The following is a 22068-nucleotide window of genomic DNA, read 5'->3' as shown; positions in this document are numbered from 1 at the left end:
CGGCGTCCGCTTCGTCTCGACCACGGCCGGCAATTCACGGACTGGTCGAAACTCGGCACTAACTCGACCGAACTGTTCGGCACACGTTCGGTCCGCCCCGCTCGCTCGTGAGAGCCATCCCGGCGTCGGTGGCCCACCCGAGCACCTCGAAACTGACACTGCCGGATGTTGCCTCGGACTGCCGCTACTCGCCGGCTACGTCCGCATCTCGGCGTCGCCCCGACATCTTTCCTCCCCGTCTCCACCGTTGTCAGACTCCAGCCGACGTCGTCTCTCGGCCAATAACCATAATGTTCTATAATATGCAATATCTGGAACGTTCTGGTAGAATAGAAGACTTTAACAAACAGTTTGTTCGTATAGGTGGATGAATGCGACCGGTAACCGTCACTGGCCCGAGACTCCCGCGGTGGCGGTGACCGGTCGACACGGAACAAACGATGACAGAACAACAGCAGACGACGGCGGTCGGACAGCTTCCGAACACGGGGACGAAGTCGACGTCGCTGGCGCCCCGAGTGTTCACATGCGTCGTGTGGGCGCTGTGTGTCGCCAGCCTCGGCGTTCTCGTCGCCCGATTCGTCGTCGACGGCGCGTGGACGCTCCCCGGCGTGGCCGCCGTAGACGGACTCACCGCCGTCATGTGGGTTGTCGTCACCTTCTTCAGCGGTATCGTCCACAGCTACTCGCGCCGCTACATGGCCGGGAGCCGGACTATAGACCGCTTCTTCGGCGGCGTGTTCGCGTTCACGCTGGCCGTGATGGTGCTGGTCGCGGCCGACCACGTCGCGCTCTTTGCCGCCGCGTGGGTGGCGATGGGGATCGTGATGGCCGACTTGATAGGCCACGTCCGTGGCTGGCCACAGGCACAGGCCGCGGCCACACTCGCTCGCCGCTACTTCCTCGCGAGCGGCGCCCTGCTGACCGTCGCGCTCGTGACGCTGTGGCTGTCGACGGGGGCGACGACCGTCTCCGGTATCGTCGCCGCCGCCGACACCGTCCCACAGACGGCGTGGCTGGTCGCGGCGGGGGCGCTCCTGCTGGCGGCGATGATACAGTCCGCGCTGGTGCCGTTCCACACGTGGCTGCTCTCCTCGATGACCGCCCCAACGCCGGCGTCGGCGCTCATGCACGCCGGCTTCGTCAACGCGGGCGGCGTCCTGCTGGTCCGCTTCGCTCCGGTGGTCACCGCCGACGCGCAGTTCATGCTCCTGTTGCTGGCCGTCGGCGCGACGAGCGCCCTGCTGGGGAAACTCCTCAAGACCGTCCAGTCCGACGTGAAGCGCCAACTGGGCTGCTCGACGGTCGGCCAGATGGGCTTCATGATCATGCAGGCCGGCCTCGGCTTCTTCGGCGCGGCGCTCACGCACCTCGTCCTGCACGGGTTCTACAAGGCCTACCAGTTCCTCTCGGCAGGGGAACAGGTCGAACAGACGGCGCCGGGCAAGGCCGATTCGCAGTCGGCCGGCGTCCTCGGTGCCGGCGTCGCCCTCCTGTCCGCGCTCGCGGGCGGTGCCGTCTTCGCCGCCCTCACCGGCAAGGGGACCCACTTCGACAGCGGCCTCCTGCTGGCGGGACTGGTGGTGCTGACGACGCTCCACGCGACCCGCACGGCCGTCGCGCAGACGGACCTGCCCGCCGCGGTCCGGTTCGGGGCCGTGCCGCTCGTGTTCCTGCCGGCGATAGCCGTCTACGCCCTCGCCTACAACCTCGTCCACACCCTGCTGGTGGACGTGCCGGTCGTCACGGCACCCGCCGACCTGACGCTCGTCCACGGCGTCGTCGCGGCCGCCTTCCTCGCCGTCTACGTCGCCATCGAGCGTGGCGCGTACGAGCACAGCCAGCGCCTGTACGTGGCGCTCCTGAACCTGAGCCAACCCCCATCTGACACCGTTCTGACTGCCAAGGAGGACTACAATGAGTACTGAGACCCAGATTCGTGACAGCATCGAACAGGCCGCGACCGCGGTCGGAGACGTCTGGCCGCTCCACTCGTTCGTGACGGCCAACCCGCTCTCGGGCTTCGAAGACCAGCCGTTCCACGAGGCCGTCTCGGAGGCCGAGGAACTGTTCGACGCCGACGGCTACCCGAGCGCCGAGGTGTTCCGCCGGGCCTGGGAGGCAGGCCAGATAGCCCCCGACGTCCTCCGTGCCGAACTGGCCGACCACGGGTACGACACGGACCCGGAGACATCGCTGGAGCGCATGGACGCGGCGTCGACCGACACGGACGACGAACAGGCCGTCGAGGACGAGGTGGACCGCCTCCTGACGAAGTGGCTGTCGTCGTTCCTCGACCAGGGGCAGGCCGAGTGGCCGATGCCGAACCGCGAGCAGGGGTTCTACGCCGCGTTCCACGCCGTGGCCCGTCACGACGGCGAGATTCCCGATTCCGGGGCTATCGCCGACCTGCCCGACGACCCGGTCGACGCGCTCGAACACCTCCTCGCGGACTCGCCGGCCGACCGCCTGCCGGACGTCTTCGAACACCACCTGACGGCCCTGCCGGGCTGGACGGGCTACGTCAAACAACGTGCGGCCGACGGCGGCGACTGGCAGTCCGCCTACCCCGTCACGCTCGCGGGGTATCTGGCGGCCCGCCTGACGCTCGCGGATCTGCTCGGCGCGCCCATCGACCCCCTCGACGCCCCGGGCACCACCCGCACCGTCGACCCGGTCGGCGAGACCGAAGACGTCCCGTTGCGCGAGTGCTGGCTGACCGCGTGGGAGGCCAGCTATCGAGAGGAACTGGTCGACGCCGTCAGCGACGCCAGCGAGTCCCACGCCGAGGCCGACGAGGGCGGCCGTCCGGACGCCCAACTCGTCTTCTGTATCGACACCCGCTCGGAGATACTCCGCCGCCACCTCGAAGCCACGGGCGACTACGACACGCACGGCTACGCCGGTTTCTTCGGCGTCCCGATGCGCTACGAGGGGTACGACGCCGACGTGGCCGTCGACGCCTGCCCGCCAATCGTCGACGCCCAGCACCACGTCGCCGACCGTCCGACGAAGGGCGCCGACGACGCGCAGGCCGACTACGACCGCTGGTCGGCGACGCTCGACGCCGGCGGCAAACTCCTCGCGGCGCTCAAGAAGAACGCCGCGACGGCGTTCAGTTTCGTCGAGACGACCGGGAGCGGCTACGGCGCCGCGCTGGCGGCCCGCACGCTCGCGCCGGCCCGCGCCGCCGGCCTCCTCGACGCCGCCGACGACCGCACCCCCGACGACCACGAGTTCTGCGCGCCCGGCGTGGACTACAACCCGGACGGCGTCCACGAACTCCGCGAAGGGCTCACCCTCGACGAGAAAGTCGAGTACGCCGCGACGGCCTTCGACCTGATGGGCTGGGAGACGTTCGCCCGCCTCGTCGTGTTCACCGGCCACGCCAGCGAGACGGCGAACAACCCGTTCGATTCGAGTCTGGACTGCGGCGCCTGTGCCGGCAACCCCGGCGGACCGAGCGCGCGCGTCCTCGCTGCCATCTGTAACGACGAGGCGGTCGTCGAGGAACTCCGCGAGCGCGGGTTCGACGTCCCCGAGGACACCGTCTTCCTCGCCGGCGAGCACAACACGACGACCGACGCGGTGACCCTCTACGCCGACCACGTTCCAGAGAGCCACCACGACGACCTCGAACAACTCCGCACGGACCTCGGTACGGCCCGTGAGGGGGCGGCCGCCGAGCGCGCCGCCTCGATGGATGCCGAGGGCGCGGGCGTCCGCGAGACGGAGCGCCGCGCCGCCGACTGGGCGGAGACCCGTCCCGAGTGGGGCCTCGCCGGTAACGCCGGGTTCGTCGTCGGCCCCCGCGACTTGACGGAGGGCACCGACCTCGACGGCCGCGCGTTCCTCCACTCCTACGACTGGACGACCGACCCCGACGGCGACGCGCTGGCGGCCATCATGGCCGGCCCGATGGTCGTCACCCAGTGGATAAACAGCCAGTACTACTTCGCCACCGTCGACACCGCCGTCTTCGGGAGCGGGTCGAAGGTCACCCACAACCCGGTCGGTAACGTCGGCGTCTATCAGGGCAACGGCGGCGACCTGATGACCGGCCTCCCACTCCAGTCCGTGATGGCCGCCGACGACGACCCGCACCACCAGCCCCTGCGCCTCTCGACGGTGATTCACGCGCCCGTCGACCGCGTCACCGACGTGCTGGCCGACCACGAGGAACTCACCGACCTGCTCGACAACGGCTGGCTCTCGCTGACCGTCGTCGACCCCACGCAGGACCACCGCGCGTTCCACTACGAGGGCGAGTTGGCGTGGACAGCGGTGTCCGAGGGCCCCGCCGTCGACGCGGCGGAGCAGACTGCGCCGACGGTCGCAGACGACTGAGCCGACACGACCCCGGCCCGGACGAACGCCGTCTGACTGTCTCGGAACGGACCATCGGGCTGACGGGACGCTCTCACCGACGGCACGGCCGTCTATCCTTGCACTTGCAACGCGAGCCGATTCGGCGGCCCGCGGCGTACGACGGGTGTCGCATGACTAACCCACCGTCGACCAGTTCCGACCCTGTCCCGAACCGTCTCGCCAGACAGCGACCCGACGCGAGGTGGTGGTGACGTGGCGATACTCGAACTCGCCGTCGGGTTCTTCGTCCTCGCCGTCGCCGCGGGTCTCGTCGGCGCTCGCGGTGTCGCCGGCATGTCGATGACTATCGCGAAGTGGCTCGTCCTCGCCTTCCTCGTACTGGCTGTGGTGTCGCTCCTGTTGTAGGTCGGCGTGTGGGACGGGACCGGTGGTCGCGTGCGGGGCGGGCGCTACGGCACGCCGGCCTCGGCCACCGACTCGTTCAGCCACGGGTCGAAGCGGACGTTGGACTCGCCCGCCGTCGTCGGTGACTCGGACACGGCACCACCCTGCCCGTCCGCGAGCGTCCCGGTCTCCGGGTCGGCGAACGGGGCGTCCGTGTCGTTCGCACTCGACGGCCCACTAGCGGCACCCCAGTAGTTCGCCGTCGCGTTCAGCGTCGCCGAGCGCTCGTTGTTGACGGCCCAGAGCGTGCTGTTCACGATGGCGTTCCGACTGACGTCGATTCGCTCTGTCCCGACGATTCCGGGCGCACAGACGCGGCTCTCCGGGAGGTAGAGTCCGAGGTCGTTTCCGGCAACGTCGTTGTGCCGAATCACGAGCGGGACGTGCGTCGCTGTCGCCTCGAGGCCGACAGCGTTCTCCCGAAGCGTGTTGTTTGCGACGAGGGTCTGCCGGTCGGTGTCGTCGGTACCGGTCGGCCCGGTCGTCGCGACCAGAACGCCCTGTTTGGTGTGCGTGATTCGGTTCTGCCGAATCTCCGTGTCGGACGAATCTCCATCGACCACGACGCCGTCGGTGTGGTACGAGACGCTGTTGTTCACGACCGCCGTCCCGGTGGCACGGGCTATCTCTACCCCCGTTCCGGCGTCCTGTAACGATGCGTTCCACTCGAACTCGAAGGACTCGTCGCACTCGACACAGCCACGGATGCTGTTGTTCGCGACCGTCGTGTTCCGTGCCCCGTCGTCGACGTTGAGCGCGGTCCCACGAGTGAACCTGCCGAACCTGTTGTCGGTGACCACCGCGTCGGTGGTGTTCGCGAGGGTGACCCCGTAGCTAGACGGCGTCGTCGTCGCCCCGAAGCCACCGGCGCCGTAGAACCCGTTCGACTCGATGCGGACGCTCGTCGAGTCGGTCACTGAGAGGCCGACCCTGTTGTCCGACAGCGTGACGTTCCTGACGGTGACGCCGTCGACGCCGTCGACCGTGATGGCCGACGTCTCGTAGTAGCTGTCGGCGCTGAGGTTACGAACGGTCACGTTCGAGAGCCGCCGGTCCTCGGCCCCGACGCTGACAGGGGTCGCCAAACGGGGAACCTCGATGGTGTGCCCCTGGCCGTCGAGGACGACGTCGCTCGCCCGCACGCGGAGACACGGTTCGTCTGTGAGTTCCTCTCTGGAGAGGTTCCGCGTGAGGACGTAGCGACCGGGGTCGGTGATGGTCCGACACTCGGTGATCGCGGTCGGCCCGGATGCCTGTGTCTGTGCGTCCACCACCGGCGTCGCGGCCACCGGGGCGAGGACGAGAATAGCGAGCAGTACTGGTGTGCGTAGTTTCATGCCCTTTGTGACGACTACTCGCGGGCCTGTAACTATCTGTCATATAATGTGATTAAAACGAGACTAAGCGGAGGAACGGGCCGCAGATGTCGACGGAGGTCGTGATGGCGATAGCCTCGCTGGGCGCGGCCATCAGCGTCGCGGGGGCTATGACCCGTCGGCGACGGGCGCGACGAGGGCGTCGACGACCGCTATCTCGTCGCCACACCCGACGAAGACAGACGTCCACGCGAGCGACCTCGATTCGGCGGCGTCGGCGAGAGGGTCCGGCCCGCGTCGTCGCCGTAGAGATGGTGGGTGAACTCGTCCTCGAAGTTGACCGTCCGCACCAGCGGCCGGAGCCCCGACCCCGAGACGTAGAACTCCGCGTTGCGCTGTGGGTCGCCGCCGATGGCCGAGACGTGGTGGACGCCCGGCGTGTCCGAGCGCATCAGAGGCCTTCGAACTGGGTGATGGCCTCGCGCCAGTCCTCGGGAATCTCCTGCGGAGCCTCGGCCTCGCGGTCGTAGGTGACGACGGTCGTCTCGCCCGTGGCCGCGACGGCGTCGCCGTCGCGAACCTCGTACTCGAACGGGAAGCTCTTGGTGCCGAGGTGGGGGACCCGGACGCCGACGGTGACCGCCTCGGCCGACCGAACGGGGCGTTCGTAGTCGAGTTCGAGGTTCGCAATGACGATGCCGGTCCCCTCGCCCTCCGCCGAGAGATACGACCGGTCGCCGCGGGCGACGACCTCGGCGAGGTAGTCGATGCGGGCCTCTTCGAGGTAGGTCCCGTAGCGGACGTTGTTGACGTGGCCGTAGGTGTCCAGGTCGTCGTAGCGGACGTCCACCGTCGTCGTGAACTCGAAGGTCATGCCAGCAACTCCGCGTGCTTCTGCTTCAACTTCTCTAGCTTCGGCGGGATGGTCATCTGACAGTAGCCCTGGTTCGGGTTCTTCTCGAAGTAGTCCTGATGGTACTCCTCGGCGGGGTAGAACGTCTCCAGCGGTTCGACTTCGGTGACGATGTCGTCGTCGTAGCCGGGTCGTATCTCCTCGATGAACGCCTCGACGGTCTCCCGCTGGGCGTCGTCGTGGTAGAACACTGCCGAGCGATACTGGGTGCCCACGTCGTTGCCCTGTCGGTTCAGCGTCGTCGGATTGTGGGTCGTGAAGAACACCGCGAGGAGGTCCTCGTAGCTCACGACGTCGGGGTCGAACGTCAGCTGGACGCACTCGGCGTGGCCCGTCTCCTCGCGACAGACCGCCTCGTAGGAGGGGTTCTCGACGTGGCCGCCGGCGTAGCCCGACACCACGTCTTCGACCCCGTTCACCTGTTTGAACACCGACTCTGTACACCAGAAACAGCCGCCGGCGAAGGTCGCTTGTTCGGTCATCGTCCCGCTGTAGGCGCGGCACGCACAAAAGCAGACGGACGGTTGCGAGGCCGCTCAGTCGGCGTCGGCGGCCACTGCGTCGGTCGGTCCGACGTCCGGTCCCACCGCCCGCTCGCCTCCGAGCGACCGGGCGGAGTTCCCGACGACGAGCAGACTGCTCGCGGTCATCGCCAGCGCGGCGAACAGCGGGTTCAGCAGGCCCAGCAGTGCCAGCGGGAGCGCGACGGCGTTGTAGCAGAACGCCCACGCGAGGTTCTCTCGGATGCGTCGGCGGGTCGCCGCGGTCAGGTCGAACACGCGGGGCACCGCCCGGAGGTCGTCGGTCGTCACGACGGCGTCGGCCGCGTCGGCGGCGAGTTTCGTGCCCGAGGCCAGCGAGATACCGAGGTCGGCCGACCCCAGCGCCGGGGCGTCGTTGGTGCCGTCGCCGATCATCGCCACCGTCCCCCGCGACTGCAACCGCTCGACGACTTCGGCTTTCGCCTCGGGCGGGACGCCCGCAAACACCTCGTCGACGGCCTCGTGGTCGCGGAACGGTGCGGCGGCCTCGGGGCTGTCGCCCGTGACGACGACGACTTCGTGGTCGGCCGAGAGCCGGGTCACGACCGATTCCCACGAGTCGCGGGGGCGGTCCCCGCCGACGACGACGCCGCGGGCGCACCCGCCCCACCCGACGAGCGCGGGGACGTGGCCGTTCGCTCGCGCCTCGGCACAGCGCGTTCGCAGGTCCTCGGGCACCGAGAGGCCGCTGTCGCCGAGGAGCGACGGCGTGCCGACCACGACGCGCTCCCCACCGACGCTGGCGCTGACCCCGCGGCCGGGGTGGCGCTCGAACGCGTCGACTGCGGCGTCCGGCGGCGGCGCGGCCTCAGTCACGGCCGCCGCCAGCGGGTGGTCCGCGAACTGTTCGACGGCCGCGGCGCGACGCAGGGTCTCGTCGTCGGGTCGAGAGACGAGCGTCATCTCGCCAGTCGTCAGCGTCCCCGTCTTGTCGAAGGCGACCACGTCGATATCGGTGGCCGTCTCGAACACCGCGCCGTCGGTGACGACGATGCCCTCCTCCAATGCCGTCTTGACCCCTGCCGCCGTGGCGAGCGGCGTCGCGAGGCCGAGTGCGCAGGGACAGGAGACCACGAGGACTGCGAGGCCGGTCAGCAGCGCGTCGGTCGCGCCCGCGCCCGCGAGGAGGTGTCCGACAGCAGCCAGTCCGGCCAGCGCGACCACTAAGGGCACGAAGACGGCGGCGACGCGGTCGACGAGTCGCTGGACGCCGCCGCGGTCGCTCTGGACGGTCCACAGCAGTTCGGTGAGGCGGTCGACCGTGCTCCGGGCGTCGGGGCCGACGCCGACGACGAGTGCGCCCTCGGTGACCATCGCGCCGCCGACGACCTCGTCGCCCTCGGTCTTGCGGACGGGGAGAGACTCCCCGGTGACCAACGACTCGTCGACGGCACCGGTCCCCTCGACGACGCTGCCGTCGACGGGCACTCGCTCGCCGGACTTGACGACCACCTCGTCGCCGGGGTCCAGCGCCGCGAGGTCGACCGTCTCGGTGCCCGATTCGGTCCGGCGGCGGGCCGAGTCCGCTCGCTGGGCCGTGAGGTCGGTCAGCCGCCCGGCCGCCGCCCGTCGGACCCGGTCCCGATAGTAGTCGCCGACCGACACCGCGAGGACGATGACCGTCGCCACGTCGAAGTACACCTCCGTCTCCCCGAGGCCGACGGCGACGACGCTGTAGACGAAGGCCGTGGTCGCGGCCATCGCCACCAGCAAGTCCATGTTCGGCCGGCCGGCCCGCAGGCTGACGTAGGCGCCCCGTAGGAGCGGCCACCCCGTGTACCCGACGACGACGGCGGTCATCACCGCCATGTTCCACAAGAGATAGTCGCCGGCCGGCCCGGTCGGGTCGAGCAACAGCAGTCCCGGGTCGACGCCGAGGTAGGCCGGATAGAGGAAGAGGACGTACCACAGCATCGTCATCATCCCGAAGAAGCCGCCGACGACGAGGCGACCTTCCAGTTCGTAATCGTCCTCCCGGTCGGTGGTCTGGAACCCCGCCTCGTAGCCGGTGCCGGCCACCACGTCGGGCAGGTCGTCCTCGGCGACTGCTTCGGGGTCGTAGGTGAGTTTCATCGTCCCGGTGGCGTAACTGGCTGCCGCTGCCGTGACGCCCGCTGATTCGGTGGCCCGGGCTTCGAGGAACGTCTCGCAGGTCGCACAGTGCATCCCGTCGACGGCGAGGAAGGCCGTCTCGCCGTCGACCGTCTCGGGGTCCGGGCCGGTGTCGACGTCCTCGGCCGTCTCTCGCTCGGGGTCGTCGAGCGTCCGGGCGACCTCCAGACACCCGCGACAACAGAACGCGCCGTCGACGCCGCTGTCGGTGACGGGCGCGTCGGCGGGCAGGCCACAGAGCGTGCAGTCGGTCATGTCAGGTCCACGGCATCGGCAGCGGTGGTTTCGGGACGGCGACGCCGAACGCCGCCAGTCCGTTGGCGAGCGGTACCAGCGCGAGGACGAGGAAGACGGCCCCGAGTGCGCGGTGCAGCGACGACCGGCGGCCCGGCGACAGCGACCCGAACGCGGTGCCGTAGGCGAACACCAGCGGGATGGTGCCGACGCCCAGCGCCGAAAGCGAGAGCGCGCCGGTCACGGCCGACCCCGTCGCGAAGGCGTAGAGGAACGCCGGGTACAGCAGCGGGCAGGGCAACAGGCCGTGCAGCGCACCCAGCGCGACCATCCCGGGGCCATCGACGAGGTCGTCGAGTCGCGCGACCAGCGCCGCCGAGACGCGCTGGAACAGGCCGCCGACCACCGGGAGCGACGCGGCGATGTCGACGGCTTGCCCCCGAGTCAGGTAGCCTATCCCGACGGCGAGGACGAACAGGCCGACGAGAACGCCGACGACGCCGCGGACGGTGGTCGCCAGTTGCGCGAGGCCGGCGACGTCGTACAGCAGCCCCCCAGCGGTACCGAACGCGGCACCCAACAGCGTGTAACTCACGGCGCGGCCGACGTTGAACAGCGCCTGCTGGCGAATCTCGTGGCCCGAGACGGGGCCACCCGAGTCGAGGCGCTCGGCGTAGGTCGTCACGAGGGGGCCACACATCCCCAGACAGTGGACGCTTCCGAGGAGACCGAGGCCGACGAACGCAGCCAGTCCGGCCGTCTCGCCAGCGGTCAGGCCGGCCGTCGCGGGACCCATCTCAGGCCGTCTGTCCCTCGTGCGGGCCGGTCATCAGCAGGAGGCTCCCGGCGATGAGGACGACGCTGACAAGCGAGAGCGCCACGATTGTCCGGCCGGTTCCGAGCAAGTAGTAGGCCACGGGCGCGAGCCCGAGGAGCGCGAGCACCGTGACCAGTCGCGGGCTGGACGTGGACATGGTCGACCGTACGATAGAGGGTGCATAAAAACCGTCGCCAGTTCTTACCCGCTGAAAAGCCGGTACGTGCTTTTTACCCTGTTCTACTGTCGCCACGAACATGGGTAGTGGAACTGATACCGGACGGACGCCGTCGGTCACGCCCGGGGAGGGTCACCGATGGCGCTGAGGCGCCGCGAGTTCGTCCAGACGGCGGTCGCGGGGGCCGCGCTGGGCGCGGCCGGAACGGTGACAGCACAGGAAGAACCCGACTACGGTGGGTGGTTCGACGACGTCTCGAACTACGACGGCACCGTCGACAAGCGCGGACAGGACACCGTCGAGATCGCCGTCGGGGCACAGGGGAACAACGGCGCGTTCGCCTTCGCTCCGCCGGCAGTGATGGTCAGTCCCGGCACGGAAGTCGTCTGGACGTGGACGGGCGAGGGCGGCGGCCACAACGTCGTCTCGGACGGTGACGGGCCGCTGGACTCCGGCGAACTCGTCTCCGAACAGGGTGCGACGTACAGCTACACCTTCGAGAGCGAAGGGATGTTCAAGTACGTCTGTGAGCCACACGTGGGCCTCGGAATGAAAGGCGCCGTCGTCGTCAGGCCCGGCGGCGGCAGTAGCGGCGGCGGCACCGCCCAACAGGGACCGCCGGCCAACCCCGACTACGGTGGCTGGTTCGACGACGTCTCGAACTACGACGGCGAGACGCTCGACCGGACCGGACAGGACAGCGTCGAGATAGCCGTCGGGGCACAGGGGAACAACGGCGCGTTCGCCTTCGACCCGCCCGCGGTCAGGGTCTCGCCCGGCACGGAAGTCGTCTTCACCTGGACGGGCGAGGGCGGCGGCCACAACGTCGTCTCCGACGGCGACGGCCCCCTCGATTCGGGTGACCCGGTCGCCGAGGCCGGGACGACCTACAGCTACACCTTCGAGGAGACGGGTATCTACAAGTACGTCTGTGAACCGCACCTCTCGCTCGGGATGAAAGGTGCCGTCGTCGTCGGCGGGCCGCCCGGTGGCGGTGGTGGGGGCGGTGGCGGCGGGACCCAGCGCCTGCCCGTCTCCGGCCCGCGGTGGCTACTCACCGGGTCCGTCCTCTTCGCGTTCTTCACGCCGTTGCTGTACGCGGCGGCGATGCGTCACCGTGAGTCGACGCGGCCACCGCAGGACCTCGTCGGTGAGGACGGCACGGTGCCCGTCGAGGAAGCCACAGCGGCGGACCCGGCAGTCGAACTCGGCCACGAGGAGTTCGACCCGACGGGGACTGCGGCGTTGGTCGCGTTCTACTTCGTGCTCATCGCCCTGCTGTGGGTGTTCATGTACTTCGTCGAGTTCCTCGGCCGCGTCTCGGTCATCGGGTGATTCACCATGCAGGTTCACAACTTCGAAAAAGTCTGGCTCGGTGCAGCGTTGCTCCTCATCGTCGGGTTCATCGCGACGATATCGTACGGCACAGTCGGTGCTGGTATCGCGATGGTCGACGACTCGGGGGGACAGATAGACCCGCAAGCGGTCCAGAGCGGCGAAACCGGGACCACCTTCGACGACCCCGGCGTCGTCAAGCAAAACGACAGCCACTACGTCGTCTACGTGGTGGCCCAGCAGTTCCAGTTCGTCCCGGGGAGCGGTGACAACCCCATCCAGGTCCCGGCGAACACGCTGGTCACGTTCAAGGTGACCAGCGCCGACGTGATGCACGGCTTCGCCATCACGGGGACGAACATCAACACGATGGTCATCCCGGGACAGGTCGCCGAGGTCACGGCCCGCTTCGACGAGACGGGGACCTACGGGCTGGTCTGTCACGAGTACTGCGGCGCCGGCCACCACACGATGGGTGGCTCGGTCGAAGTCGTCCCGCAATCTCAGTACAACGCAACGGAGGTGACCAACTGATGGTGTTCGTCGACGAGTATCCGGAGACGTCGAAACTCGTCCGCAGCGAGTTCATCGTCGCGTTCGTCGCGCTGGGTATCGGCGCCCTCTTTGGCATCGTGCAGGCGCTCCACCGAACCGGCATGTTCCGCGGGTTCGTCAGTTCCGCGGACTACTACACGCTCCTGACGGGTCACGGCGTCCTGCTGGCGCTGGTCTTTACCACGTTCTTCATCGCCGGCCTGTTCGCGTGGGGGGTCACGAACAGCCTCGAACGCGAACTGCCACAGCGAATCGCGTGGTCGGCGTTCTGGCTGATGCTGACCGGGACGGTGCTGGCGGCCGTCGCCATCCTCGGCGGCGTCTTCGGCGCGCCGTCCGTCTTCGGTCACGACCTCGAAGCCGACGTGCTGTTCACGTTCTACGCGCCGATGAAGGCCCACCCGGCGTTCTACGTGGGAGCGGCGCTCATCATCGTCGGGTCGTGGATAGCGGGACTGGCCTACTTCAAGGCGCTGTGGGCGTGGCGGGCCGAGAACCCCGACGAACGAATCCCACTGAAGACGTTCATGATCGTGACGACGATGCTGATGTGGTACATCTCCACCATCGGCGTCGCCGTCGAGGTGGTCGTCTTCCTCATCCCGTGGTCGCTTGGGCTCATCAGTCAGGTCGACCCGCTCCTGACCCGGACGCTGTTCTGGTACTTCGGCCACCCGGTCGTCTACTTCTGGCTGATGCCCGCGTACCTCGTCTGGTACACCATCCTACCGAAACTGGCCGGCGGGCGATTGTTCAGCGACCCGCTGGCCCGCATCGTGTTCGTCCTGTTCCTCCTGCTGTCGACGCCGGTCGGCTTCCACCACCAGTACGTCGACCCCGGAATCCCGGAGGGATTCAAGTTCATCGCGATGACGAACACGATGTTCCTCCTGTTGCCGTCGCTGCTGACCGCGTTCACCGTCGTCGCCAGCGTCGAACACGGGGCGCGCCAGCGCGGCGGTGAGGGGTACTTCAACTGGCTTCGGAGCCTCCCGTGGGGCGAACCGGCCTTCGCCGGGTGCATGCTCGCCGGCCTGATGTTCGCCGCCGGCGGCTTTTCGGGGATGATAAACGCCGGGATGAACATCAACTACCTCATCCACAACACGCTGTGGGTGCCCGGCCACTTCCACCTCACCGTCGGCACGGCGTTCGCGCTGACGGCGATGGCGATCAGCTACTGGCTGGTGCCCCAGATTACGGGCAAGAAGCTCCAGCGCCGGTCGGTCGCCATCGCACAGCCGTACGTCTGGTTCGTCGGCATGGCGCTGATGTCCAACGCGATGCACCGGGCCGGCCTCGCGGGCATCCCGCGACGGACCGCAGAGCCGACCTACGACGAATTTGCCTTCGAAGGACTCGTCGGTACCGTCGCCGAGATGCGCCTCCAGATAGCTATCGGTGGCCTCCTGCTGTTCCTCGGCGCCGTGATGTTCCTCGCCGTGATGGCCGAGACGTGGCTGGCCCACCGCGGCGGTCGGCTGTCGGTCAACAGCGACTTCCCGGCGCCGCTCTCCGGACCGGAACACAGTCCGCGCATCCTCGACAACTACAAGCTCTGGACGGCCATCGCGCTGGTGCTCATCGTCATCGCGTACGGGCCGCCGCTGGCGAGCATGCTCGCCGACGGTGTCACGATGCCCGGCAGTCCGCCGATACCGGTCTGAGGTCGACTTCCCTATTCCACTATGTTAGACGACGTCGAAGGGCCTGAGCAGACGAGTTGGGTACGGATACTCATCATCCTCGCTATCGGTATCCCGATACTCATCGAGGTGGTGACCTTCGGCGGCCTGCTGGGTCACTACGTCGCCGGCGGCGGTGGCGACGGCGGTGCGGCGGCGACGCCGACGCCCGACGTCGAGGGCGCGACGGCCGGCGACGAGATACTCGCGGAGACGGCCGCCGTCGAACGCGTCGACAGCGCCTCGGTCGTCACCGGTAACGACGGCTGGCGGTTCACCCTCGCGGTGGCGGTCGACAACACCGGGAACAGCACCTACGAACTCCGACTCGGCACGGCGACGACGCGGGCGGGCCGGACCGTCGAGGGCAGCGACGCCACGACGGGAGAACTCCCACCCGGCGAAACGGGGTCCGTCACCGGGTCGTGGATGCTCCCGAAGGGCCAGCGACCGGCCAGCGTCGTCGTCACCGTCGTGACCACCCCAGACGACGGCACCGCCTCGGCCCAGCAGTACACCGTCGCCATCGGGGACGTCCCGGTCTCCTCCTGAGGCCCGTCGCCGGCCTACCGGTCGACGTCGCCCATGATCGGGTCTAAGCTCCCGATGGTCGCCACGAGGTCCGGGATGTACTCGCCCTCGGCCATCACCGGGAGCGTCTGGACGTGTGAGAAGGAGGGGCCGCGAATCTTGAAGCGGGCCGGCGTGTCGGTGCCGTCAGAACGCATGTAGATGCCGAGTTCGCCCTTCGCGGCCTCGACGGCACGGTATATCTCCGTGTCGGGGTCGGGCCGAATCGTGCGCGGGACGTTGGCCTGAATCTCTCGGTCGTCCTCGGGCCACGCTTCCAGTAGGTCCACGCACTGCTCGATTATCTTCGCGGACTCCTCGACTTCGCGCATCCGGACCAGCAGGCGGGAGAAGTTGTCGCCGCCGTCCTCGGTGACGACCGACCAGTCGAGTTCGTCGTAGTAGCCGTACGGGTCGTCCCGCCGGAGGTCGTAGTCGACGCCGGAGCCACGGGCGACCGGACCGGTACAGCCGTAGGCCTTGGCCGTCTCGGGTGAGAGATATCCGGTATCGACGGTCCGCATCTGGATGATCTCGTTGCTCGTCAGCATGTCGTGGTACTCTTCGAGTTTCTCGGGGAGGCCGTCGAGGAACTCCCTGATGTTCTCGAAGAAGGCCGCACGGGGTTCGGGCAGGTCCCACGCGACGCCGCCCAGTCGGAAGTAGTTGAACATCAGGCGCTGGCCGGTCAGGTCTTCGAGGATGTCCTGTACGATCTCGCGGTCCCGGATGCCCCACTGGAAGACGGCGGTGAACTCGCTGACCACGTCCAGCGCGTAGGTGGCGACGGCCAGCATGTGACCGAGGATGCGGGAGAACTCGCCACACATCGTCCGAATGACCTGCGCGTACTCGGGCACCTCGATGTCGACGAAGTCCTCGGCCGCGCGGGCGTAGGCCCACTCGTTCAGGAGGCCGGCGCCGCTCCAGTCCCACCGGTCGGGGTAGGGCATTATCTGGTGGCGGTAGGTCTTGGACTGACACATCTGCTCCTCACAGCGGTGGATGAAGCCGATGTCCGGGTCGACGGCGGCGACTTCCTCGCCGTCGAGTTCGACGTTGAGGTGGAGGACGCCGTGGGTCGAGGGGTGGTGTGGCCCCATGTTGAGGTGCATCCGGTCGGGGCCGGTGCGCTCGTCTTCGAGGAGGCGCTGGTGTTCGCGGTAGGTGACGATTTGGGGCTGGCTCTGGTCGTAGTCCCGCGAGAGCGGGTGGCCTTGCCACGTCTCCGGGAGGAGGATGCGCCGCAGGTTCGGGTGGTCCTCGTAGTGGATGCCGACGAGGTCGTAGGCCTCCCGTTCGTGCCACGCGGCCGTCGGGTACACCGGCGCCGCGGACTCGCTGGTCGGGTCGTCGCTCGTCGTCGGCACCACGACGGAGAGTTCCCGCGTCGGGTCGTCGTAGCTTCGCAGGTGGTAGATGGTCTCGTAGCGGTCGGCGTACTCCTGTGCGGTGACGCAGGCGCAGTGGTCCAAATCGGCCTCTGCCTTCAGCGTCGAGAGCACGGTCTGCACCTCGTCGGCACGGACCACGACGGCCGGAGCGTTCAGGTGCCGTTCCTCGTCGACGACGTATTCGCGTATCGGCGCGAGGAGGTCGGTGTGGGTCTCCTGGGTGGCACCCGCGACTGTCTGGGACATGGCCGTCTCGTCGGTGCCCACCTCCCTCGTCGTACTGCCTCGACGGCGAGGCACATTTATATTCGGCGGAGGAACGGCCGGTGTGAAATACGTCAGGCTCTCGCTCTCGATGGCTCCGGCCAAGCGCCACCCGATGCACCAGTTCGTCGTCGAGACCGACGGCTACGACGCCAGCTACCTCCTGCGCGGCAACGAGGTCGGCGCAGACGTCCAGACGCTCCTCTTCCACGTCGACGGCTGGCCGCCCGACCCCTACCGGGCGGCCCTGGAGGCGACGGACGAGGTCGCGGAGTACGCGATCTCGACGTGTCCCGACGAGACGTTCTACCTCTACGTCCGGGACCGGCCCTCTGACGTGGGGGCCGGCCTCGTCGACGCCATGCGGCGCTCGCGGCTCTGTCCGGCCTCGCCGGTGGGCTACCACGCCGACGGCACCGTCCGCCTGACGCTGGTCGGCCCCGGCGAGGCCGTCCAGGCGGCCACGGAGTCGGTTCCGACGGGCATCTCGGTCGACGTGTTGTCGGTCGGCGAGTACGACAGCCGGCGGCTGGACACCGCCGCCGCCCTGACCGACCGCCAGTTCGCGGCCGTCGCCGCCGCCGTCGACTGCGGCTATTACGACGACCCGCGGGCGGGGACCACCGCGGACGTGGCCGACCGACTGGACTGCTCGCCGGGAACCGCCGCCGAACACCTCCGCAAGGCAGAGGCCCGCGTGATGGCGCGACTGGTCGACGAGTACTCAGGGCCGGGGTCGGCCCGCAACCCATAACGCCGCCCCCGACCTACGGCCGACGATGACACTCGCGGACTTAGAGTGGCGCGTCGTCGGCCCGGAGTCCCACGACGGGCCGCTGACGATGGCGCTCGAAGAGATAGCCGCCGAGACGGCGGCCGAGGGCGGCCCCGCGACGGTTCGGGTGTACACGTGGCCGGACACGCTCTCGCTGGGATACCGTCAGGACCCCGACAGCGTCGACTGGGCGTTCTGTGAGCGCGAGGGTATCGGCGTCACCAGACGCCCGACCGGCGGCGGCGCCATCTACCACGACCACTACGCGGACCTCTCCTACGGCATCGTCGCGCCCGCCGACGCCGTCCCCGGCGACCTGATGGCGTGCTACGAACTGTTCTGCGAGCCGATACTCGAGGCCTTCGAGAGAATAGGGGTCGACGCCGACTTCGTCGAGGCCGACCGCGACGCGATACATCAACCGGCCTGTTACCTCCGGGCGCTCCACCCCGCCCACGACGTCGTCGGCCCCGACGGCCGCAAACTCGCCGGCAACGCCCAGTACCGCCAGAAGGACGCGGTCATCCAGCACGGGTCGCTGTCGGTGTCGACCCGTCCGGAGCGTCACTGTGACTGTTTCGCCGGCAAGCCCGACTCCGAGGCCTTCCGGGAGCGTGTCGGGGCTATCGACGAGTACGTCGACGTCGACCGCGAGACGGTCGTCGAGACGCTTCGCGCAACGCTGGCGGAGTGGGTCGACGCCGAGGCGGGCGGGTGGACTGACGACGAACTCTCTCGCGCACGCGAGCGCGCGAACTCGAAGTACGCGAGCGACGAGTGGGTCCGCCGGTCGCCCTGACCCGCCCTCACCACGACCGTTTATTTCAGTCCGGAGTGAACGACCACTATGGTCCCCTCCCCATCCGATGCCGACGACAGCGCCGCCGAGAGCGCGCCCGCTCAGCGCTCGGACGCCGAACTGTACCGCATCGTTCGTCTCGCGACCGAGGACGCGATTCTGGGCGCCATCGGCACGGTCCTGCTATCGGGCGTCGGCGTCGTCCTGTTTCTGGTCGGCGTCAGCGCCTTCTTCGGCGCCGACGGATTCGGTGCGATGGGTCTGTCGGTCGCCATCGCTCTCGGCGGCCTCTACCTTACGGCCGCCACGCTGGGCGTGATTCCGCCCGCTCGCGACTGGCTCTGACCCCGCTGTGCCCACTCCGAAACCGCTTTGCCGACCCGAACCCGACCCGGTGACATGGTTAGAGTCGGTGCACACACCTCTATCGCCGGCGGCGCGTACAACGCCGTCGACGAACAGGTCGAGTACGGCGGCAACTGCGGCCAGATTTTCTCTCACTCCCCACAGGTCTGGCAGGACCCGAACATAGAGGACGAGGAGGCAGAACAGTTCCGCGCGCTGAGCGAAGCAAACGGGGTCGGCCCGTGGGTCATCCACTCCTCGTACCTCGTCAACCTCTGTACGCCGAAGGAGGACCTCCGCGAGAAGTCCCGCGACTCCATGCAGAAGGAGGTCGCCGCCGCCGCCAAGTTGGACATCGAGTACGTCAACGTCCATCTGGGCGCCCACACCGGCGCCGGCGTCGACGGCGGCCTCGACAACGCCGCGAGCGTGCTGGACGACCTCGATATCCCGGACGGGGTGACGGTCCTCGTCGAGTCCGACGCCGGAAGCGGGACCAAGTTGGGCGGCCAGTTCGAGCATCTGGCGACGGTCCGTGAGCGAACCGAGCAGGACATCGAGTTCTGTCTGGACACCGCTCACATGTTCGCCGCGGGCTACGACCTCTCGACGCCGGCGGGCGTCGACGAGACGTTCGCCGAGTTCGACGACGTGGTCGGCCTGGACGACCTCGCGTGTGTCCACCTCAACGACTCCAAACACGCCTGCGGGACGAACAAGGACGAACACGCCCACATCGGCGAGGGCGAGATCGGCGAGGAAGGGATGCGCGCGTTCGTCAATCACGACGCCGTCGAAGACGTCCCGCTCGTGTTGGAGACACCCACCGAGAACGGCAAGAGCTTCGAGTGGAACATCCAGCGGGTCCGGGAACTGCGCGAGGAGTAGAGTCCCACGAGGGACTAGCGTCTCTCGATGGCTAACCGCGAACTTTTTGCCGCCGAATCGACTGTCTCCGATCGTGCGAACGTTCTCCGCCGAGTACCTCGATACCACCCGCACGGGGATGTGGGCCGACTCCCGCGAGGCGCTCGCGGACCTCGACCTGCAGGACTGCGACCGGGTGCTTGACGTCGGGTGTGGCACCGGCGAACTCACGCGCGTCCTCCGCGAGGAGACCGACGGGACCGTCGTCGGGTTGGACGCCGACGCGGCCCTCCTCGAATCGGTTCCCGGCCCCGTCGCGCAGGGCGACGCCACCAGACTCCCCTTCGCCGAGGACGCCTTCGACCTCGTGGTGTGTCAGGCGCTCCTCATCAACCTGCCCGACCCCGAGGCGGCGGTGCGGGAGTTCGCCCGCGTCGCCAGCGGCCGGGTCGCCGCCGTCGAACCCGACAACGGCGCGGTCACCGTCGAGTCCACCGTCGACAGTGAACCCCGTCTCGCTCGACGTGCCAGACGCTACTTCTTAGACGGGGTACGGACCGACGTGACGCTCGGTGCCGGGGCCGCAGACGTATTCGACGCCGCCGGGTTGGACGTGGTGTCGACGCGCCGCTACGACCAGCACCGGACCGTCGAGCCACCGTACGACGAGGCGGCGGTCCGGGCCGCTCGGCGGAAGGCTACGGGCGAGGGACTCGCGACCGACCGGGCGACCATCCTCGGCGGCGAGACGACGCCCGAAGAGTACGACGCGCTCCGCCAGCGCTGGCGGGAGATGGGGCGGACCGTCGTCGCACAGATGCAAGACGAGGCCTACGAGCGCCGCGAGACGGTCCCCTTCTTCGTCACGGTCGGTCGGGTGTAGCCGACGCCGAGTCCTCGCGGCGGGTCGGCGGGTCCGGGAGCGCGGCGCTCGAAATCTTGTAGAGCGCCACGTCGACAGCGCCCAGCAAGAGACCGACCAGACTCCCGACCACCGCGGCGACGGCGCCGCCGATGAGCGCGATGAGGAACGCCGACAGCGGTTCGATGCGGCCGGCGACGACGCCCGGCCCCGCCGCGACGAGGAGAACGCCGAGGAGGAAGACGACGCCGGCGGCGCTCCCGGCGGCGACGCCGCGCGGAACCAGCGACCGCAGTGGGTCGGACAGCACCGCGTCCGACAACACCCAGCGCACCGCGAGGACGAACAGCGCCCACAGGTAACAGAATACCGCGACGCCAAGCAGGGTGTTCAGCCCCGAGAGCAGGTCCGCGAGCGCACCGGCGGCGTGAATCGGGAGGAGGGCGGCGAGGACGAACAGGGCGACGTCGAACGTCGCGAGCGCCCACGTGGTGAGCGAGAGCGCGGGGTCGCCGGGGTCGGCCTCAGCCATGGGCCAGCACCTCCGCGAGGACGACGAGGGTGAGCAATACTCCCGTCGTCGCGCCGTAGTATTTGCCGAGCGCTCGCCGCACCTGGGTAATACCTTCGTGGGAATAACGGTTGTCGTCGGCTCTGGCGACCACGAGCGTCCGGACGGCCGACCCCACGACGAGGGCGAGGACGAGGGCAAGTTTCGCGAGCAGGGTCCGCCCCCAGTCGGTTGCCGGTCCGGGCGGCCCGAGTGCGCCGAGGTTGCCGACGCCGGTGAGGACGACGACGCCGAGGGCACCCCAGAACAGCCACTCGTACCGCCGAGCGGCGGCGATGCCCTTTGTCACACCGGTGCGGTAGCCGTACCAGAGGGCGGCGGTACTGCCGACGACGACCGTTATCGCGAGGACGTGGAGGGTCCGTATCGCGAGGGAGACCAGCTGGGCCATCGGTTGCTCTACGGCGGCCGACACAAAATAGCTGGGTCGACTCAGACGACGTCGCCGCGCACCGTCGCCCCTTCCTGACGCTCCCGGTAGGCCCGCACCGCGTCGGCCGCCTCGTCGGCCGCCTCGGCGTCCATCCCCAGCATCTCCAGTGCGCCCGACAGCGTCGGCAGGACGAACTCGCCGTCGCGCAACTTCTGGAAAGCGTCCTCGGACCGCTGGCCGCCGTCTGCCGTGTCCGACGAGGATCGTCCGCTCGACTCACCGTCGACCCACAGACACGCCCCGCGCGGGTCCAGAATCTGCTCGTAGTCGTCGCGTGCCATCGCGCCCTTCAGACGCTGGGTGACGTTGTCGTCGAAGGAGGCGTTACACACTTCGAGGTGGATGGGTTCGTCCTCGTCGTCCGGCAGGAGGTGGGCGGCGAGGCACTTCTCCGGGGCTGCGTGGCCGTTCGTGTTGGCCCGGAGGTACTCTGGGTACTCCTCGGCCCACGCCGCTCGGACCGTCTTCCCGACGCCGTCGACGCCGTGGCTCCGCTGGAACTCTTCGGCACGCTCCGGGGCGTCCTTGAACAGGATGTCCTTGGTGACGTAGACGTCCAGTCGCTCGACGGGGTCAAGTCCCAGCGCCACGTCGCCGTACACCCACACCTCGCGGACCGGAACCGGCATCGTCTCGTCCTCGACGGTCGCGACGATGTCCTCGACCCGTTCGACGGCCGCCGCGCGGTCCATACTCATCGTCGCTGGCTAGTGGACGGGCGGGCAAAT

At 68.6% G+C, this 22068-nt stretch carries 23 protein-coding genes; 12 read left to right on the top strand and 11 right to left on the bottom strand.

What is annotated here, in order from left to right; genetic code table 11:
• The first annotated feature begins 440 nt into the window (after nt 1–440).
• From NDI85_RS07580 to NDI85_RS07570, 3 genes are all read left to right on the top strand, one after another.
• Entirely contained in the window at nt 441–1928 is a 1488-nt protein-coding gene (locus tag NDI85_RS07580; RefSeq protein WP_310915406.1) for a proton-conducting transporter membrane subunit, read from the top strand.
• Entirely contained in the window at nt 1918–4347 is a 2430-nt protein-coding gene (locus NDI85_RS07575; protein ID WP_310915405.1) for a DUF2309 domain-containing protein, read from the top strand. The genes NDI85_RS07580 and NDI85_RS07575 overlap by 11 nt, the downstream gene beginning before the upstream one ends.
• A 240-nt stretch (nt 4348–4587) precedes the next feature.
• Nucleotides 4588–4734 (top strand): DUF1328 family protein, encoded by a 147-nt coding sequence (locus NDI85_RS07570; RefSeq protein ID WP_189001394.1) that lies wholly within the window; start codon nt 4588–4590, stop codon nt 4732–4734.
• Nucleotides 4735–4778: 44 nt separating this feature from the next.
• Here the strand turns inward: NDI85_RS07570 and NDI85_RS07565 are convergent, their stop codons facing one another.
• The 7 genes from NDI85_RS07565 to NDI85_RS07535 form a co-directional block, all read right to left on the bottom strand.
• A complete protein-coding gene (locus NDI85_RS07565) occupies nt 4779–6110 on the bottom strand; it encodes a right-handed parallel beta-helix repeat-containing protein (protein ID WP_310915404.1) in 1332 nt (443 codons plus the stop codon).
• Between the two features lie 191 nt (nt 6111–6301).
• Nucleotides 6302–6541 (bottom strand): VOC family protein, encoded by a 240-nt coding sequence (locus NDI85_RS07560; protein WP_310915403.1) that lies wholly within the window; start codon nt 6539–6541, stop codon nt 6302–6304.
• The gene (locus NDI85_RS07555; RefSeq protein ID WP_310915402.1) at nt 6541–6963 is read right to left on the bottom strand and encodes a thioesterase family protein; all 423 of its coding nucleotides are present in this window, start codon (nt 6961–6963) and stop codon (nt 6541–6543) included. Before NDI85_RS07555 ends, NDI85_RS07560 begins: the two co-directional genes overlap by 1 nt.
• Nucleotides 6960–7484: a peptide-methionine (S)-S-oxide reductase MsrA gene (msrA, locus tag NDI85_RS07550; protein WP_310915401.1), complete on the bottom strand. Its 525-nt coding sequence runs from the start codon at nt 7482–7484 to the stop codon at nt 6960–6962. The genes NDI85_RS07555 and msrA overlap by 4 nt, the downstream gene beginning before the upstream one ends.
• A gap of 54 nt (nt 7485–7538) precedes the next feature.
• A complete protein-coding gene (locus tag NDI85_RS07545; RefSeq protein ID WP_310915400.1) occupies nt 7539–9911 on the bottom strand; it encodes a heavy metal translocating P-type ATPase in 2373 nt (790 codons plus the stop codon).
• A 1-nt stretch (nt 9912) separates the two neighbouring features.
• On the bottom strand, nt 9913–10686 hold the full coding sequence (locus NDI85_RS07540; RefSeq protein ID WP_310915399.1) for a sulfite exporter TauE/SafE family protein: 774 nt from the start codon (nt 10684–10686) through the stop codon (nt 9913–9915).
• Nucleotide 10687: 1 nt separating this feature from the next.
• Nucleotides 10688–10864 (bottom strand): hypothetical protein, encoded by a 177-nt coding sequence (locus NDI85_RS07535; RefSeq protein WP_166968379.1) that lies wholly within the window; start codon nt 10862–10864, stop codon nt 10688–10690.
• Nucleotides 10865–11023: 159 nt separating this feature from the next.
• Between NDI85_RS07535 and NDI85_RS07530 the strand changes: the two genes are divergently transcribed.
• The 4 genes from NDI85_RS07530 to NDI85_RS07515 are packed head-to-tail and all read left to right on the top strand — an operon-like array spanning nt 11024 to nt 15012.
• Nucleotides 11024–12220 (top strand): halocyanin domain-containing protein, encoded by a 1197-nt coding sequence (locus NDI85_RS07530; RefSeq protein WP_310915398.1) that lies wholly within the window; start codon nt 11024–11026, stop codon nt 12218–12220.
• Nucleotides 12221–12226: 6 nt separating this feature from the next.
• On the top strand, nt 12227–12754 hold the full coding sequence (locus NDI85_RS07525; RefSeq protein WP_189001092.1) for a cytochrome c oxidase subunit II: 528 nt from the start codon (nt 12227–12229) through the stop codon (nt 12752–12754).
• Nucleotides 12754–14442, top strand: a complete 1689-nt coding sequence (locus tag NDI85_RS07520) for a b(o/a)3-type cytochrome-c oxidase subunit 1 (RefSeq protein ID WP_310915397.1) — start codon at nt 12754–12756, stop codon at nt 14440–14442. Before NDI85_RS07525 ends, NDI85_RS07520 begins: the two co-directional genes overlap by 1 nt.
• Before the next feature lie 21 nt (nt 14443–14463).
• Nucleotides 14464–15012, top strand: a complete 549-nt coding sequence (locus NDI85_RS07515; RefSeq protein ID WP_189001098.1) for a hypothetical protein — start codon at nt 14464–14466, stop codon at nt 15010–15012.
• 14 nt (nt 15013–15026) lie between these two features.
• Here the strand turns inward: NDI85_RS07515 and NDI85_RS07510 are convergent, their stop codons facing one another.
• On the bottom strand, nt 15027–16670 hold the full coding sequence (locus tag NDI85_RS07510; RefSeq protein ID WP_310915396.1) for an NADH-quinone oxidoreductase subunit D: 1644 nt from the start codon (nt 16668–16670) through the stop codon (nt 15027–15029).
• A gap of 82 nt (nt 16671–16752) precedes the next feature.
• Between NDI85_RS07510 and NDI85_RS07505 the strand changes: the two genes are divergently transcribed.
• The 5 genes from NDI85_RS07505 to NDI85_RS07485 all read left to right on the top strand — a co-directional run bounded on the left by NDI85_RS07505 (nt 16753) and on the right by NDI85_RS07485 (nt 20357).
• Nucleotides 16753–17442 (top strand): helix-turn-helix domain-containing protein, encoded by a 690-nt coding sequence (locus NDI85_RS07505; RefSeq protein ID WP_189001103.1) that lies wholly within the window; start codon nt 16753–16755, stop codon nt 17440–17442.
• A 25-nt stretch (nt 17443–17467) separates the two neighbouring features.
• The gene (locus tag NDI85_RS07500) at nt 17468–18262 is read left to right on the top strand and encodes a biotin/lipoate A/B protein ligase family protein (protein ID WP_310915395.1); all 795 of its coding nucleotides are present in this window, start codon (nt 17468–17470) and stop codon (nt 18260–18262) included.
• Between the two features lie 48 nt (nt 18263–18310).
• The gene (locus NDI85_RS07495; RefSeq protein ID WP_189001107.1) at nt 18311–18607 is read left to right on the top strand and encodes a hypothetical protein; all 297 of its coding nucleotides are present in this window, start codon (nt 18311–18313) and stop codon (nt 18605–18607) included.
• 54 nt (nt 18608–18661) lie between these two features.
• The gene (locus NDI85_RS07490; RefSeq protein WP_310915394.1) at nt 18662–19495 is read left to right on the top strand and encodes a deoxyribonuclease IV; all 834 of its coding nucleotides are present in this window, start codon (nt 18662–18664) and stop codon (nt 19493–19495) included.
• Nucleotides 19496–19613: 118 nt separating this feature from the next.
• The gene (locus NDI85_RS07485; protein WP_310915534.1) at nt 19614–20357 is read left to right on the top strand and encodes a methyltransferase domain-containing protein; all 744 of its coding nucleotides are present in this window, start codon (nt 19614–19616) and stop codon (nt 20355–20357) included.
• On the opposite strand, the gene NDI85_RS07480 is transcribed toward NDI85_RS07485, so the two are convergent.
• The 3 genes from NDI85_RS07480 to NDI85_RS07470 are packed head-to-tail and all read right to left on the bottom strand — an operon-like array spanning nt 20338 to nt 22032.
• Entirely contained in the window at nt 20338–20868 is a 531-nt protein-coding gene (locus NDI85_RS07480; RefSeq protein WP_189001111.1) for a hypothetical protein, read from the bottom strand. The two genes, NDI85_RS07485 and NDI85_RS07480, sit on opposite strands and share 20 nt — an antisense overlap.
• Nucleotides 20861–21298 (bottom strand): CopD family protein, encoded by a 438-nt coding sequence (locus tag NDI85_RS07475; RefSeq protein WP_189001112.1) that lies wholly within the window; start codon nt 21296–21298, stop codon nt 20861–20863. The genes NDI85_RS07480 and NDI85_RS07475 overlap by 8 nt, the downstream gene beginning before the upstream one ends.
• Nucleotides 21299–21339: 41 nt before the next feature.
• Nucleotides 21340–22032, bottom strand: coding sequence for a hypothetical protein (locus tag NDI85_RS07470; RefSeq protein ID WP_189001398.1), 693 nt, complete (start codon nt 22030–22032; stop codon nt 21340–21342).
• Nucleotides 22033–22068: the final 36 nt, after the last annotated feature.

The organism is Haloarcula sp. S1AR25-4, assembly GCF_031624555.1.
In the GTDB taxonomy this organism is placed as follows: domain Archaea; phylum Halobacteriota; class Halobacteria; order Halobacteriales; family Haloarculaceae; genus Haloarcula; species Haloarcula pellucida.
This window is presented reverse-complemented; position numbering and strand designations above follow the sequence as displayed.

Coding starts and splice junctions, on each gene's coding strand:
- NDI85_RS07580 (WP_310915406.1), top strand. CDS start 441: ATGACAGAACAACAGCAGACGACGGCGGTCGGACAGCTTCCGAACACG.
- NDI85_RS07575 (WP_310915405.1), top strand. CDS start 1,918: ATGAGTACTGAGACCCAGATTCGTGACAGCATCGAACAGGCCGCGACC.
- NDI85_RS07565 (WP_310915404.1), bottom strand. CDS start 6,110: ATGAAACTACGCACACCAGTACTGCTCGCTATTCTCGTCCTCGCCCCG.
- NDI85_RS07560 (WP_310915403.1), bottom strand. CDS start 6,541: ATGCGCTCGGACACGCCGGGCGTCCACCACGTCTCGGCCATCGGCGGC.
- NDI85_RS07555 (WP_310915402.1), bottom strand. CDS start 6,963: ATGACCTTCGAGTTCACGACGACGGTGGACGTCCGCTACGACGACCTG.
- msrA (WP_310915401.1), bottom strand. CDS start 7,484: ATGACCGAACAAGCGACCTTCGCCGGCGGCTGTTTCTGGTGTACAGAG.
- NDI85_RS07545 (WP_310915400.1), bottom strand. CDS start 9,911: ATGACCGACTGCACGCTCTGTGGCCTGCCCGCCGACGCGCCCGTCACC.
- NDI85_RS07540 (WP_310915399.1), bottom strand. CDS start 10,686: ATGGGTCCCGCGACGGCCGGCCTGACCGCTGGCGAGACGGCCGGACTG.
- NDI85_RS07535 (WP_166968379.1), bottom strand. CDS start 10,864: ATGTCCACGTCCAGCCCGCGACTGGTCACGGTGCTCGCGCTCCTCGGG.
- NDI85_RS07530 (WP_310915398.1), top strand. CDS start 11,024: ATGGCGCTGAGGCGCCGCGAGTTCGTCCAGACGGCGGTCGCGGGGGCC.
- NDI85_RS07525 (WP_189001092.1), top strand. CDS start 12,227: ATGCAGGTTCACAACTTCGAAAAAGTCTGGCTCGGTGCAGCGTTGCTC.
- NDI85_RS07520 (WP_310915397.1), top strand. CDS start 12,754: ATGGTGTTCGTCGACGAGTATCCGGAGACGTCGAAACTCGTCCGCAGC.
- NDI85_RS07515 (WP_189001098.1), top strand. CDS start 14,464: ATGTTAGACGACGTCGAAGGGCCTGAGCAGACGAGTTGGGTACGGATA.
- NDI85_RS07510 (WP_310915396.1), bottom strand. CDS start 16,670: ATGTCCCAGACAGTCGCGGGTGCCACCCAGGAGACCCACACCGACCTC.
- NDI85_RS07500 (WP_310915395.1), top strand. CDS start 17,468: ATGACACTCGCGGACTTAGAGTGGCGCGTCGTCGGCCCGGAGTCCCAC.
- NDI85_RS07495 (WP_189001107.1), top strand. CDS start 18,311: ATGGTCCCCTCCCCATCCGATGCCGACGACAGCGCCGCCGAGAGCGCG.
- NDI85_RS07490 (WP_310915394.1), top strand. CDS start 18,662: ATGGTTAGAGTCGGTGCACACACCTCTATCGCCGGCGGCGCGTACAAC.
- NDI85_RS07485 (WP_310915534.1), top strand. CDS start 19,614: ATGTGGGCCGACTCCCGCGAGGCGCTCGCGGACCTCGACCTGCAGGAC.
- NDI85_RS07480 (WP_189001111.1), bottom strand. CDS start 20,868: ATGGCTGAGGCCGACCCCGGCGACCCCGCGCTCTCGCTCACCACGTGG.
- NDI85_RS07475 (WP_189001112.1), bottom strand. CDS start 21,298: ATGGCCCAGCTGGTCTCCCTCGCGATACGGACCCTCCACGTCCTCGCG.
- NDI85_RS07470 (WP_189001398.1), bottom strand. CDS start 22,032: ATGGACCGCGCGGCGGCCGTCGAACGGGTCGAGGACATCGTCGCGACC.